This window comes from Paenibacillus sp. J22R67 (assembly GCF_059692175.1).
Window position 1 is genome coordinate 57,463 of sequence record NZ_JCAUAX010000004.1, and the last position, 14,175, is coordinate 71,637.

A 14,175-nucleotide genomic window follows, 5' to 3' on the forward strand; every position below is an offset into this window, starting at 1 on the left:
GCATAAAGGGCATCGAGTTATTTCATTGTTACTGAAGCGTTTCAACGGTACGATAATATCAAGTCATATGCTATGCCCAGGGCCCGGATGTAGCAATAATCATCTGATTTACCAACTAAATGATTTCCAAAGGATTGCCTATAACAGGAGGGTTATACAATGCGATATAAATCAATGACACCGTTAGTTGCAAGCTTAGCAGTAACGCTGGCGCTTGCAGGCTGCTCTTCAGGTACAAAGGAAACAGGTTCTACGACTGCGACACCAAGTGGGTCGACTGCAGCGGAAAGCTCGACGCCAAGCGTCAAACCAACAAGTTTGCGCGTATTTTGGTGGGGGAATCAACCGAGGCATGATGCAACGAATAAAGTGCTCGACATGTATAAAAAGGACAATCCGAGCGTATCTTTTCAGCCCGAATTTCAAGGGTTTGACGGCTACTATCAGAAGCTGACGCTGCAGGCTGCGACCAACAATATGCCGGATGTGACTCAATTTTACGTTGGTGCCGGTGATGCGCAGCAGTTCATGGACAAAAACTTGATTGCACCACTTGATGATCTAGTAGCAAAGAAGCTGATCGATGTCAGCGATATTAGCGAAAGCGCGCTCGCAAGTGGAAAAATTGGTGGGAAACTGTACGGGATTCCTCTTGGTGTAAATGCCAAGGCCATGGTTGTAGATCCTGAAGCGTATCAAAAAGCAGGATTGACCATTCCGGCGAATGGCTATACGACATGGGAGGATCTGGGAAAAGATCTAGTCAAGTTGAAAGCGGTCACAGGTAGTTATGGTGCAGATGATCTATTGGGAGAGAATTTCACCTTTCCTTATTATGCTAGACAGCTTGGACAGGTCCAATACGCTGATAAAACGGGCATAGGTTTCGATGAAAAGACATATGTTGATTTCTACACAATGAAGAAGAACTGGATCAAAGAGGGCTTGATGCCACCTATCGATGTGTTCCTCTCCATCAAGTCAGCGGAGGAATCCATGATTACGAAGAAAAAGTCAGCTGTCAATGTTATTTATACGAATCAATATCCTGGTATTTCTAAGGCAGCAGGTAAGGAATTGAAGCTTATTCCACTGCCGGGGCCTAATGCAGCTAAAGCGATGGATTTGCGTCCAGGAGCGCATTTTGTGATCCCACTCAGTTCGACAAATCAGGAAGAAGCTGCGAAATTCATTAGCTACTTCACGAATAATGTAGAAGCGAACAAAGTGCTGAATGGCGAGCGAGGTATGCCGGTTGCTTCGAAAGTAAGGGATGGAATTAAAGAAGGATTCACACCTGAGCAGAAAGTAGCTGCAGCGTATATCGACCAGGTTGCTAAGGCAAGCTCACCGATGGACCCTCAAGCTCCTGCCGGCTCAACGGAGATTGAGAAGCTGATGCTGGACTTGGAACAGCAAATTCTATATAACAAGACAACACCTGAGCAAGCCTACGCAACACTAAAAAGTGAATCCGTCAAAATTTTGGAGAAAAATAAAAAATAATGAGATGCGGGAGGATGCGGTTGGAAAGACCCATGCTCCCGCCTTTTACAAGTAAGTGTCCGGAAGAGGTGGAGGAAAGTGAGAAAAACAACTGTACGCTCGAATTTTGAAAATACGTCGGGTTATCTATTTATTTTACCGTGGATTATTGGATTTTTAGCATTTACATTAATTCCTTTATTTTGTCTCATCTATTTTTCATTTACGAAATATGATTTGCTATCCTCCCCCAAGTGGCTGGGGCTTGATAATTACGTTGCCATTTTAACAAATGACCCTAAGTTTATACAGTCTTTGAAAGTAACTTTCGTTTATGTACTCATTGCGATTCCTGCTCGACTGATCGTCGCACTTGCGATTGCCATGCTGCTCAATACGAAGCATCGATTTGTCGGGGTTTATCGCACAGTGTTCTATATTCCTTCAATCATCGGTGGCAGTGTTGCTGTTGCTGTTATGTGGAGACTGCTGTTCTCCAGAGAAGGGGCTGTCAATTCCTTTATTGGCTATCTGTTCGGCAAGACGCCTGATATTTCTTGGATTGCGGATCCGAGTACCGCATTGGGCTCCATTATCCTGCTAAGTATGTGGCAATTCGGATCTCCGATGGTTATTTTTTTGGCTGGCTTGAAAAATATCCCGGTCTCCTACTATGAGGCTGCGGTCGTAGATGGTGCAAATGGTTGGCAAAGATTTATACAAATTACGTTGCCCTTGCTCAGTCCGGTTCTCTTCTTTAATTTAATCATGCAAATCATCGGCGGTTTTATGACGTTTACCCAAGGTTTAATTATCACGGGGGGAGGCCCGCTGGATAAAACGTTGTTCTACCAGCTGTACGTATACCGAAGAGGGTTTGAATTATTTGAGATGGGTTACGCAGCCGCCTTGTCCTGCATTCTGCTGGTGATTGTGGCAGTACTGACAGCCATTGTATTCAAAACATCAAATTCGTGGGTTCATTATGAATCAAAGGGTGAGTGACATGCCGTCTGTACAAAAATCGTTAGTTCCTAAAATTGGCTTCCAGGTCTTGTGTATTCTTATTGCAGTGCTTTCCTTATACCCGGTTTTTTGGATGATTGCCAGCTCCTTTAAAGAAAGCTCAAGAGTTTTTGCTGATTCGCAGTCCCTGTTACCGCAAGTATGGAACTTCTCTAACTACGCTCGCGGTTGGAAAGGATTTGCGGGGATTTCGTTCGCCACCTTTTTTACCAATACAATCGTTATTGTCTTATTGTCTACATTAGGCGCCTTGCTATCTTGTTCTTTGATCGCCTACGGTTTTGCGCGGATTAAATTCCGGTTTAAAGGATTCTGGTTTGCCACCGTCATGGTGACGATGCTGCTGCCATCGCAGATAATTTTAATCCCGCAGTATATCATTTTTTATAAAATGCATTGGATTAACACGATTCTTCCGCTCGTTGTTCCGTCCTTTTTCGGGAGTGCGTTCTTTATTTTTCTCATCATGCAATTTATTCGGACCATTCCCTATGAACTGGATGAGTCAGCTAAGATGGATGGTTGCAACCGTTTTGGTATTTATCTGAAAATTATTCTTCCATTAATTGTGCCCGCACTTGTAACCTCGGCTATTTTTGAATTTTACTGGACCTGGGATAAGTTTTATGAGGCGATGATTTATTTAGGAAAACCCAAATTATATACCGTAAGTGTAGCACTGCGTATGTTTGCCGATCCGAGTTCACAGACCGATTGGTCCGCCATGTTTGCTATGGCGAGTTTATCCTTGTTTCCGCCTGTTATTGTTTTCTTTATTTTCCAAAGATATATCGTGGATGGGATAAGCACAACAGGACTCAAAGGGTAACGAGATAAAGCACTGCACGGAGTAGGACGCGCTAAGTAACCGGAGGTGCAGACCTCTGGTTTTTAATAACGAGAGGATGGAATAGGTATGAGCCATGTAGAGAACTTGATTATGGATGGTTGGGAATTCACATTGAAGGAGCCTAAGGATGAGCATTTCGAGCCCGTACATCTGCCGCACGATTGGGCAATAACTGCTCCCATAAACAGAGAAATGAAACAGGCTGAAGCTCAAGGTTTTAGAGAGAGATGGGGCATCGGATGGTATAGAAGAAATATGGTTATCTCAGAAATGAAAGAAAATCATGTCTATCATTTGCAATTTGACGGTGTATACGAAAACAGTACGGTATGGGTGAATGGGAAAGAAGCCGGTGGACGAAAATATGGGTATTCAAGATTTACGCTGGATATTACGGATAAAATTCATGAAGGAGACAATCTGATCCTGGTTAAAGTGGATAACACTTCTTTCCCGGCAGACAGATGGTACTCAGGGGCAGGCATCTACCGAAACGTTAAGCTGCTAGAGTTAAATCAACATCATCTCAAACCGGAAGAGATTCAAGTAAAATCTGCCGTTATTGGTGATAAAGGGGTTGTGACTATCCAGACAGGGGTTTCCTCCTTAGTAAGAGCCTGTATTACTGATGGAACAACTTATCTTACAGGCGAATCGGAAGATGGAACGATCCGAGTTGAAATACCCCAAGTAAAGCTTTGGAGCCCAGATCAACCGCATTTATATCATTTGGAATTATCCCTTTTTGAGGGGGATCAACTTGTGGATACCTACGGTTTACGGATCGGTGTCAGAGATATTCAAATGATACCCAGTAAAGGCATGTCTATCAACGGCAGTATGACCAAGATAAAGGGATTTTGTATTCACCAAGATGCGGGTTGTCTCGGAGTGGCCGTTCCAACGGAAATCTGGAAAGAAAGATTGACGAAATTCAAAGCCATGGGATGCAATGCCATTCGTCCTTCTCATCACATGCCAGCATCAGAAATATTGGATCTTTGTGATGAACTCGGTCTGCTTGTGTATGAAGAGCCATTCGATAAATGGACGGGTGGTTCATATAGACGATATTTTGAGACAGAATGGCAAGCGGACTTGGAATCTATGGTAAAGAGAGATCGTAACCATCCGTGCATCTTTATGTGGGGAGTGGGCAACGAAGTTGAGAATCAAGGGCAGGCATCCATGCTCAAGATATTAACCATGTTGAAAACCCATCTGCTCACCCTCGATGATACGAGACCGATTTCTTATGCGATGAATCCTCATTTTAAATATGAAAGCAATGTCGATTTATCCCAGGTAAAGGATATTCAGCAGTTTGTAGATGAGGTTAGTGACACAGAAATCTATGATAAATATGAAAGAGTGGAGCGCATCCGGAGAATTGCCGAGATCGTGGATGTTATTAGCTGCAATTATCAGGAGCAATGGTATCCGCTTATACAAGAAGCCATTCCCGATAAATTGATTCTGGGAACGGAGACTTACCAATTTTTCCGGGGGCATCCGGATCAGATGCAGAATTTCAGCGATGAAGTGCCATGGATGGATGTGGAGAAACATGACTATGTCATAGGCGGTATGCTATGGACAGGCATTGATTACCTGGGTGAATCCATGGGGTATCCTGCTAAAGGATGGGCGGGTTCGTTGTTCTCGACGAATAATGAGCGTAAGCCGATTTCTTATCTATATGAAAGCTATTGGTCAGAGAACCCGATGGTCTACTTGGCTGTCATGGATTACTCTCTACAAGATGAAGGCGTTAAGGAACATTGGGATGCTCCGAGATATGCGAGCCATTGGAATTTTCCTCAATTTAATAAGACGGTAATTCCTTATATGATCGCAACGAATTGTGAGGAAGTTACCATTGATTTGAACGGTAAAAAGTTGCACGTGAATAAGCCATCTGACTTTCCAAGCCGAATGATTACAGGCTATCTTCCCTACCTGCCAGGGACGATAACGGTCAGAGGTTATATTAGTGGTCAAGAGGTGTGCAACTATATGTTGAAAACAGCAGGTCCAGTAGTGAGGCTTGGATTTGATTCAGAAGTCATCACTGTGGAAGCCACGGAAGGCTATCAGAAATTATTCACGGTTCGAGCCAAAGACTTGGATGGCACACCTGTATTTCGCGATAGTTCAAAGGTCATCTTCCATGTGACTGGGCCTGCAGAGATTATCGCGGTAGATAATGGAGATCTATGCTCAAGTGAGCCGTACGACAGAAACTGGATGCACATGTATCGAGGATGTGTGAGTACAGTCATCCGATTAACGGGAGAAACAGGACGTGTAGTGTTATCGGCATCCTCAGAGGGAATGTATCCTGCTCAGTTAGTTATCGAGGCTATTTAAGACATCCTGATTCAGATAGGAGAGAGTATGAAGCTTTCGGTATGTATTGATTCTCTATTCAGAGGATGGGATCTAGGGGATGCATTGCGTGTAGTTCAAGCATATGGGATTGATGCCTTCGAGTTCTGGAATTGGAGAACGAAAGACATTGATAGGCTTGAGGCTGAAATGAAAAGCCTCTCTCTCACGCTTTCAGCGTTCTGTACGAATGGTGGCACGCTTGTATCACAGGAGGCTCATCGAGCCTATGTAGACGGTATCAAAGATGCAGTTCAGATTGCTAATCGCTTGGGATGTTCCACGCTAATTACGACAGCAGGTGCTGAACAGCCGGGTGTGGAGCGTGAGCGCCAGTTTGAGCATATTGTGGCTGGCTTGCGTTTGGCCGCACCTATAGTGGAAGACGCGGGCATTACTCTGGTGCTGGAGCCGCTGAATACACGAATCGACCATCCCGGTCACTTTTTATCACGCTCCAACGAAGCCTTTACGACTATCGATCAAGTGGGGAGTCATTATGTCAAGGTGCTTTTCGATGTCTACCATCAGCACATCACAGAAGGAAATGTTATACGGACAATGCTTGAGCGGCTCCCAGATATCGGACATATTCATGCTGCTGGATATCCAGGGCGCCATGAGTTACAATTGGGCGAAATTGTGTATGCAGACGTATTTGCAGAGCTAGGCTCTGCAGGATATGCGAACTACATCGGTTTGGAGTATGCGTCGTCAATGGAACATGACAAGGGCTTGTTATACGCGAAGGGACTACTGTAGGAAAGTAAGTGACTGATTGAATGAAGTTCGGGATGATTGCAAAGTAGAAACCAAGGGAGAAGAATCATCCTAATAAGGGTGGTTCTTCCTCATTTTTATCCTGACAAGTGGGGGAGAGTTTGATGTCTATCCCAAGCTTCTTTTTTCAACGATTAAATCCTTTCTAGTGTCCTTCTCCAGCAACAACAGATCAACATCGTGGGTAGACTTTGATTGTATATTTATGCTATGAATAGACATATACATCCAATCCCACAGGAGATTCACATGCCCATTCGATTATCCAGCTACTTAACCAAAATCTTGTTGCTTAATTTGATAATCATGACGATTCCGATCGTATTTCTTGGAGTAGTTTCATATATTAAGAGCTCTGATCTTGTAAAAGAGAAAATGAACCTCGGCAGTAAGACGATTCTTGAGCAAACTCAAATGCAGACGGAACAGCTGATAAAATCGGTCGATAGTGCTCTTACTCAGTTTGCTGTCTCGGAATTGGTTATTCAGTCTATGGATTTGTCTTTTACCATCCAAAAGTTCAATGAGGTCAAATCAATAACGAATGAGATGAATAATCTGCAATCATATGAAACGAGAATTCAAAAGATTGAAATGATTAATATTAGAGAAAACTGGTATATAGCTCAAGGGGGTATCATTTCATTAGATGAAACCTCCAAACGAGATCAATTAAAAGAGGAATTTGTCTCCATTCAGAATAATGGTTGGTCTATTATGAAAGCGGATCCATCGACAGTAGGTACTCTGCGAATCGTCAAAAAACTTCCGTTACTTTCTAGTAATCCCAAGGGTTTTATAGCTGCGGACATATCATTAAGTGAGTTGACAAGACTCATCGCACGTAAAAATGAACTGGGCAGCATAGCCATTCTGAACGAGAAATTTCAACTCCTTACGCCTGCAGAGGATTCAGTTGCTCAAGTTATCGCTGCATCAAAAGAACCGATATTCTCGGCGGAATCCTCTGGACAGTTGAACGGCTTTTTTTACAGCGGTGACCAGAAATATGGAGTGACCTATTTAAAGTCCGGTTATAACGGGTGGATTTATGTATCTGTCGTACCGGTGTCCGATATTACGGCAGGAACAGGTGTTATTGCTAAAATTACGATCGCGACCTGCACCGTCGTGTTTGTGCTGACGCTGCTTATTTCGATCGTTGGCTCCAGACGAATGTATTCACCTATTGGTAAAGTATATAAGCTGCTTAGTAAACCAGACGAGCCAGAGGTGACAAGTGACGGCCTCAGCGAGATGGAGCACATCAGTAAACATATTCTCAATCTGATGCATACGCAATCGGAAATTGCAAATCAGTTGCGCATGCAGTCCACGCAGTTGAATGAATATTTTATTATTCAATTGTTGGAGGGCACATTAAGCAGGCAGGAGATAGAAGAAAAACTCCAATTATTTGGTTTGGCAGAACATGACCAATTCATTGCACTCACCGTCCAGTTCGATACACTGGCAGGAACACGATTCGAACTTAAGGATTACGATCTGATCTTATTTGCTATTCAAAATATGATCGCCGAGGTCGTACCGGTAGAGCGCCGTCTAAGTCCAGTGCTGCTCAACCGATCAGTTGTACTTGTTCTTGCTAAATCTAGTATGGATACTCTCGATCTGACGAATGAGAGCCGTAAATATGCTAGATCTATCCAAGAAGCGGTGAAGCAGTATTTGGAGCTGGATTCCAGCATAGGGATTAGCCGATTGTTCAGTAATTTAAAGGATGCACCCAAAGCTTATTATGAAGGACTGGAAGCGCTTGATTACCGAATTCGCGCAGGCAGCGGGGTAGTCCTGCATATCGAAGATTTGAGGAATGTAGCGTCTTCGGCGTACATCTTCCCCAAAGATATTGAAAATCAACTAATGGAGGCCATCCGCTTTGCGGATCAGTCGAAAGCACAGGAACTCGTGCATGAACTGGTGACGGAAGTGATGCTGGCGCAAGAATACAGCTACCGGGAATGTCAATTAACGTTGGTTGGTGTACTGCTAGAGCTGTTGAAGTTTGCACAACAGCATGAACTTGATATTAGTGGGAGGGTTTCTCCACATGATAAATCGGCAGTCGATCATTTCTTTGACTTGAAATCGTCCCAAGAAATTGAAACTTTTTTTAATCAAGAGATGGTCGGGCCGTTGATTCAAGAGCTGGAATCGAAGCGGAAACGCCAGTATAACAGCATTTCCGAAACGCTAAAAATGATCATCCATGAGCAGTATCATACGGATTTAACGCTTGAGTCATGCGCTGCAATCATGAATTTCAGTCCAGACTATTTGAGGCAAGTATTTCGCAAGCACATTGGCATCACCTTTAGCGAATATTTGAGTGCGTACCGACTCGAGATGGCCAAGAAAATGCTAATCGAGACTGACATGACGATTACCGAAATTGCCGAGAAGCTAGGCTACAACAACCCTCAAAATTTCATCCGCTCTTTCCGTAAGACGGAGGGGACGACCCCGGGGAAATATCGGGAGGAGTATCTGAATAATGAAACTTTATAAAAAGGCTTTGAAGCCCGTAATTGTACTGAGTCTTTCTTTCATATCTGTATGGACCGTGACTGGCTGCAGAAATGATGCCGCCATATCCGACTCAGCGCAGGACGCGGGAAAGCCGTTCAATATTTCTATGATGACTTGGTTCGAATCGTCCGAGCCACCGATGGAAGATAACTCTCTAGTGAAAGTATTAGAGAAAAAGACGAACACCAAGCTTGATATCACATGGATCGGTCAAAATTATGGCGAAAAGCTTAACGTTACTATAGCATCTAATCAACTGCCGATGGTCACATTGGTGATAGATACGAAAAATCCTGTGATCGTCAATGCCGTCCGTTCTAACACGTTTTGGGACCTGACTCCCTATCTGAAGGATTATCCGAATTTGAGCAAGTTAGATGAAAACTTGTTGTACAATTCCTCTATTGATGGCAAATCGTACGGTATTTACCGCTCTCGTTACACTGCGCGTTATGGTTTGTTTTACCGTCAAGATTGGTTAGAAAGGCTCGGTCTGAAGGAGCCAACCACGATGGATGAACTATATCTGATGCTTAAGGCATTCACGACTGGAGATCCGGACGGTAACGGTAAGCAGGACACCTACGGTTTCGCCACTTCAACTACAGGATCCGGTTCCGGGCTGTTTAACGGTATTTACCCGTTTGAGATTATGAAAGGCGCACCGAATGGTTGGGGCGTTATCGATGGTAAGATCGTACCCTCTTTTATGACCCCAGAATATATGGATAATCTTAAATTTTTGAAGAAACTATACGATGAAAAGATAATTAACCAGGATTTTGCCTCGTCACCAAATACAAAACCTGAAGATGAATTCGTCAAAGGAAGAGTGGGCATCCGTTCCTCCGCTCTCGAAAACTACACGTTGCCCTATCTGAATACGGACTTGTTGAAAGTTAATCCAAATGCCAAGGTTGGTGTCATTACACGCCTGCAAGGGCCGAAGGGTATCCGTGTTCAAGCGGGAAGCGGTTTTAATGGCATGTATATGGTTTCAAAAACATCGGTAAAAACAGAAACTGATTTGAAGAAAGTACTTACGTTCCTGAATGAGTTGAACAGTGATGAGATGATCACTATGTTTAATTATGGAGTGGCAGGAAATCAATACACGGTACAGGATGGAATCAAAACAATCGATCCGACAAAGGCAAACAAAGAGGTTTACCCGGTACGTCATCTCGGTATGTCGTTACCGGTTACGAATAATGGAACGCCGTTAGCGAAAACAGTGGAGCAGATGCTTAAGGACAATTTGCAATATGCTGTGGCTGATCCTACGACTCCGTTGATATCTAATACATTCACAGAGCGTGGCAAAACAGTAACTAAAGTTATAGACGATGCTCGAGTCAAGTTCATTATGGGTGTAATTGATGAGAACGGATGGCACGCGGCGAAAGAAGAATGGAAGAAACAAGGCGGAAGCCAAATTATTGTAGAATATACTGCGGAGTACAATAAATATAATCACAAATAGACAGTAGTTTCTTACTGCCAAATGTAGTCGAGCAAGAGTCACTCTTGCTCGGCTATTTTATTGTTTTTACATGAAGAGATGAAGCAAGTGGGTGCTTGGTAAATGGGCGGCTATACACCAGGGGACATGCCTTCGCTCATGATTATAAGAAAGTTCGCTAATGATTATCGTAAACTACTTCGGATAGGACCATATACGTAATCTCCTAGTGGCGTTATTGTGGGGACAGTAATTGAAAATACAGCCATGAAAGGCGGTGAACACTCGCAATCATACGAATTCAATATTTATGATTGGCAGCTTGAGTGTTGGTATTATGGCAATGGGATTTATCATGTGTCTAGTAATTATATCAGGGGGTGTTTATATGAAAATGAGTAAAAAATGGAGCTTACTTGTTTCATTTACTACTATTGCTTCCATGCTTGCTGCTTGTACACCAGGTGGCGGCGGTGGATCACTGAATTCAACTCCAAATAACACGAGTGAACCTGTGGGTGATTCAGCACCAGCTAAGAATGTAGAGCTGCGCATGACCTGGTGGGGCTCGCAGGTACGACATGACGCTACATTAAAAGTGATTGAATTGTTTGAGAAGAAATACCCAAATGTTAAAATCAGCGGCGAATTCCTGGGGAGTGACGGATACTGGGATAAGTTGAATACTCAAGTCGCAGGCGGTAACCCCCCAGACTTAATTCAGCTGGGTAACAACTACCCTGACTATGTCACTCGAAACGCTCTACTAGATTTAAACCCTTACGTAAACAAGGAAATTAACGTTGCGGATTTTGACAAGGCCACAGTAGATTCTGGGGTTTTAGACGGTAAACTCTATGGAATTATTTTAGGATCTAATGCATTTGGAATCGCATACAATACGGAATTGGTTAAGAAAGCCGGCATGCAGCCGCCAACGGGTAATTGGACTTGGGATGACTTCGGTAAATATGCTCAGGATTTGACCAAGGCATTAGGTAAAGGCTCTTATGGAGCTGTAGATGAATCCAAACTATCGTTATACATGAACTATCATGTACGCCAGAGCAACAAAACCCTTTACAAGGATGGAAAAATTGGTTTAGGTAAAGAGGATATTTCCGCGTGGCTAACAACTTGGGATAACTACCGCAAAGCGGGAAGTGTGCCAACTGCAGAATTTACATCAGCGTACACCGAGCAGCCTGAGAATTCTTCCTTCGTGGAAGGTAAGACTGCCATGCATTTAATTTGGTCCAACGCCATTAATTCCTATCAAAAGGTTATGAAGGACGAAATTAACATTGTGCTGCCGCCGAGCGGAGGGCAGGGAGCTGTGCAAGGCTTATGGATGCAGCCGAGCCAGTTTATATCTGTAAGCGCGAATACGAAACATCCGAAAGAAGCTGCTATGTTTATTAACTTTATGGTGAATGATCCTGAAGCGACATCCGTACTAGGTAGCGAGCGGGGAGTACCAGGCTCATCCAAGGTTCGGGAAGCGCTGAAAGCAAAGGCCACACCAGTTGACAAAAAAATGTATGAATATATCGATCTGGCAGCCAAAAATTCACGTGTGCAAGATCGTGAACTTCCCAACATTAAGGAATATGACTCTACGATGGTGAACGTAAGCCAGAAAGTATCTTATGGTAAGCAGACTATTTCTGATGCAGCACAAGAGCTAGTCGGCGCAATTGAGAAGGCTATTAATAAAAAGTAAATGCTACCTACCTTGCGGACCTGTACAATTTAGATCAGGTCCGTTCCTCGAACAGTTGCTTCGACCGACAGTTTAAAGGGGTGTACTCATGAACCGGATTGCAATTGCAGACAAAAGGAACTCCAGATACTTAAGTGTTTTACTGGTAAAGATGTGGAAGAAAAATGCTGTTGCATATTTTTTCCTTTTGCCGTGGTTTATTGGTTTGGTTGCTTTAACGATAGGACCAATGATCAATTCGTTCTATTATTCGTTAACCAAGTTTGATGTGATTTCACCGCCTCAATATATCGGGCTTGAGAATTACATCACGATGTTTACCAATGATCCCAGATTTTTCGCCTCATTAAAAGTTACGTTCCTATATGTATTTACCTCAGTACCTTTGAAGTTAGGATTTGCTTTGCTGATTGCGGCTTTAATGAATAAGGGGCTGCGCGGACTGAGCTTTTATCGAACGCTATACTATTTGCCTACCCTATTGGGAGGGAGTGTCGCGATAGCGGTACTATGGCGCAAAATATTTGGCGGCTCGGGTGTTGTTAATCAATTGCTTCTTAAATTGGGCATTCATGCGCCTGACTGGATCGCGAATCCGAAATATGCGATTTATTCCATTGTTGCATTGTCCGTTTGGCAGTTCGGTTCTTCCATGATCATTTTCCTAGCTGGGCTGAAGCAGATACCTCAAGATTTCTATGAAGCTTCTCAAATGGACGGAGCAAACAAATACAAACAGTTTTTCCATATAACTATTCCATTACTGACACCAGTTATTTTCTTTAATCTGGTCATCCAGCTGATTGGTGCCTTTCAGGCTTTCACCCAATCCTTTATTATTAGCGGTGGTACCGGTGGTCCGATGGACTCTACTTTATTTTACACGCTGTACTTGTACATGAAAGGCTTTTCATTCTACGAAATGGGTTATGCCTCTGCAATGGCTTGGGTGTTGCTCGTTATTATCGGATTCTTTACCGCAATTACTTTTCGCTCATCCAAGTATTGGGTGCATTACGGGGACGGTGGAAAATAAGATGATTCCAAATGCGTATAACCGATCAAGTAGGATTCTATTGCACGCTCTGCTCCTGGGTCTTGGCTTATTTATGCTATATCCCATTCTTTGGCTACTGTCGAGCTCTTTCAAGCCAGCTAATTTGATATTTACAGATTTAAGCTTGTGGCCTAAGGAGGTGACTCTAAAGAATTACATCACGGGGTGGACAGGCATTGCACGAGTACCTTTTATTACATTTTTTATGAATTCGGTTGCAGTTTCACTACTTTGTGTGATCGGGAATTTGCTATCATGCTCGATGGCGGCCTATGCGTTCGGTCGGTTGGATTTTTCCTGGAAAAAGCTTTGGTTTGCACTCATGTTGGTGACGATCATGCTGCCGCATCACGTTACAATAATCCCGCAATATATTTTGTTCAAGCAATTGAACTGGATCGATACGTACTATCCCCTGACAATTCCAAAATGGCTTGCAACCGATGCCTTTTTTATTTTCCTTATGGTTCAATTTGTACGTGGTCTGCCCAAAGAGTTGGACGAATCAGCAACCATCGACGGTTGTGGCAAAGTACGAATCTATTGGCGGATTGTTATGCCGTTGGCATTGCCAGCACTGATCACAACGGCGATTTTCACTTTCATTTGGACATGGGATGATTTCTTTAGTCAACTGCTTTACATTAATACCTCCAAGCTGTATACCATTCCGTTAGGCTTGCGACTGTTTATGGATTCATCAGGTGAATCGGCATGGGGGGTACTCTTTGCGATGTCTGTGCTCTCGTTGATCCCAAGCTTAGTTATATTTTTCAGCTGTCAGAAATATTTTGTCGAAGGCATTTCCACTTCAGGAATCAAAGGATAAGAATATAAAAAGAATCTTTTTATTT

The 14,175-nt window shown here is 43.3% G+C and carries 10 protein-coding genes; all 10 read left to right on the plus strand.

What is annotated here, in order from left to right:
- The first annotated feature begins 159 nt into the window (after window positions 1–159).
- The 10 genes from AC58VC_RS16645 (at window position 160) to AC58VC_RS16690 (ending at window position 14,150) form a co-directional block, all read left to right on the plus strand.
- Window positions 160–1,506 carry an ABC transporter substrate-binding protein gene (locus AC58VC_RS16645; protein ID WP_497369875.1) on the plus strand — a complete coding sequence of 449 codons (1,347 nt, stop codon included), beginning with the start codon at window positions 160–162 and terminating at the stop codon, window positions 1,504–1,506.
- Window positions 1,507–1,584: 78 nt separating this feature from the next.
- Window positions 1,585–2,490: a carbohydrate ABC transporter permease gene (locus AC58VC_RS16650; protein ID WP_497369876.1), complete on the plus strand. Its 906-nt coding sequence runs from the start codon at window positions 1,585–1,587 to the stop codon at window positions 2,488–2,490.
- Between the two features lies 1 nt (window position 2,491).
- Window positions 2,492–3,340 carry a carbohydrate ABC transporter permease gene (locus AC58VC_RS16655; protein WP_497369877.1) on the plus strand — a complete coding sequence of 283 codons (849 nt, stop codon included), beginning with the start codon at window positions 2,492–2,494 and terminating at the stop codon, window positions 3,338–3,340.
- 87 nt (window positions 3,341–3,427) lie between these two features.
- Entirely contained in the window at window positions 3,428–5,731 is a 2,304-nt protein-coding gene (locus AC58VC_RS16660; RefSeq protein ID WP_497369878.1) for a glycoside hydrolase family 2 TIM barrel-domain containing protein, read from the plus strand.
- A gap of 27 nt (window positions 5,732–5,758) precedes the next feature.
- Window positions 5,759–6,511, plus strand: a complete 753-nt coding sequence (locus AC58VC_RS16665) for a TIM barrel protein (RefSeq protein WP_497369879.1) — start codon at window positions 5,759–5,761, stop codon at window positions 6,509–6,511.
- A gap of 267 nt (window positions 6,512–6,778) precedes the next feature.
- The gene (locus tag AC58VC_RS16670) at window positions 6,779–9,058 is read left to right on the plus strand and encodes a helix-turn-helix domain-containing protein (RefSeq protein WP_497369880.1); all 2,280 of its coding nucleotides are present in this window, start codon (window positions 6,779–6,781) and stop codon (window positions 9,056–9,058) included.
- The gene (locus tag AC58VC_RS16675) at window positions 9,045–10,562 is read left to right on the plus strand and encodes an extracellular solute-binding protein (RefSeq protein ID WP_497369881.1); all 1,518 of its coding nucleotides are present in this window, start codon (window positions 9,045–9,047) and stop codon (window positions 10,560–10,562) included. The genes AC58VC_RS16670 and AC58VC_RS16675 overlap by 14 nt, the downstream gene beginning before the upstream one ends.
- A 367-nt stretch (window positions 10,563–10,929) precedes the next feature.
- A complete protein-coding gene (locus AC58VC_RS16680; RefSeq protein ID WP_497369882.1) occupies window positions 10,930–12,264 on the plus strand; it encodes an ABC transporter substrate-binding protein in 1,335 nt (444 codons plus the stop codon).
- A gap of 151 nt (window positions 12,265–12,415) precedes the next feature.
- The gene (locus AC58VC_RS16685; RefSeq protein WP_497370577.1) at window positions 12,416–13,300 is read left to right on the plus strand and encodes a carbohydrate ABC transporter permease; all 885 of its coding nucleotides are present in this window, start codon (window positions 12,416–12,418) and stop codon (window positions 13,298–13,300) included.
- Window position 13,301: 1 nt separating this feature from the next.
- Window positions 13,302–14,150, plus strand: a complete 849-nt coding sequence (locus tag AC58VC_RS16690) for a carbohydrate ABC transporter permease (RefSeq protein ID WP_497369883.1) — start codon at window positions 13,302–13,304, stop codon at window positions 14,148–14,150.
- Window positions 14,151–14,175: the final 25 nt, after the last annotated feature.

Coding starts and splice junctions, on each gene's coding strand:
- AC58VC_RS16645 (WP_497369875.1), top strand. CDS start 160: ATGCGATATAAATCAATGACACCGTTAGTTGCAAGCTTAGCAGTAACG.
- AC58VC_RS16655 (WP_497369877.1), top strand. CDS start 2,492: ATGCCGTCTGTACAAAAATCGTTAGTTCCTAAAATTGGCTTCCAGGTC.
- AC58VC_RS16660 (WP_497369878.1), top strand. CDS start 3,428: ATGAGCCATGTAGAGAACTTGATTATGGATGGTTGGGAATTCACATTG.
- AC58VC_RS16665 (WP_497369879.1), top strand. CDS start 5,759: ATGAAGCTTTCGGTATGTATTGATTCTCTATTCAGAGGATGGGATCTA.
- AC58VC_RS16670 (WP_497369880.1), top strand. CDS start 6,779: ATGCCCATTCGATTATCCAGCTACTTAACCAAAATCTTGTTGCTTAAT.
- AC58VC_RS16675 (WP_497369881.1), top strand. CDS start 9,045: ATGAAACTTTATAAAAAGGCTTTGAAGCCCGTAATTGTACTGAGTCTT.
- AC58VC_RS16680 (WP_497369882.1), top strand. CDS start 10,930: ATGAAAATGAGTAAAAAATGGAGCTTACTTGTTTCATTTACTACTATT.
- AC58VC_RS16685 (WP_497370577.1), top strand. CDS start 12,416: ATGTGGAAGAAAAATGCTGTTGCATATTTTTTCCTTTTGCCGTGGTTT.
- AC58VC_RS16690 (WP_497369883.1), top strand. CDS start 13,302: ATGATTCCAAATGCGTATAACCGATCAAGTAGGATTCTATTGCACGCT.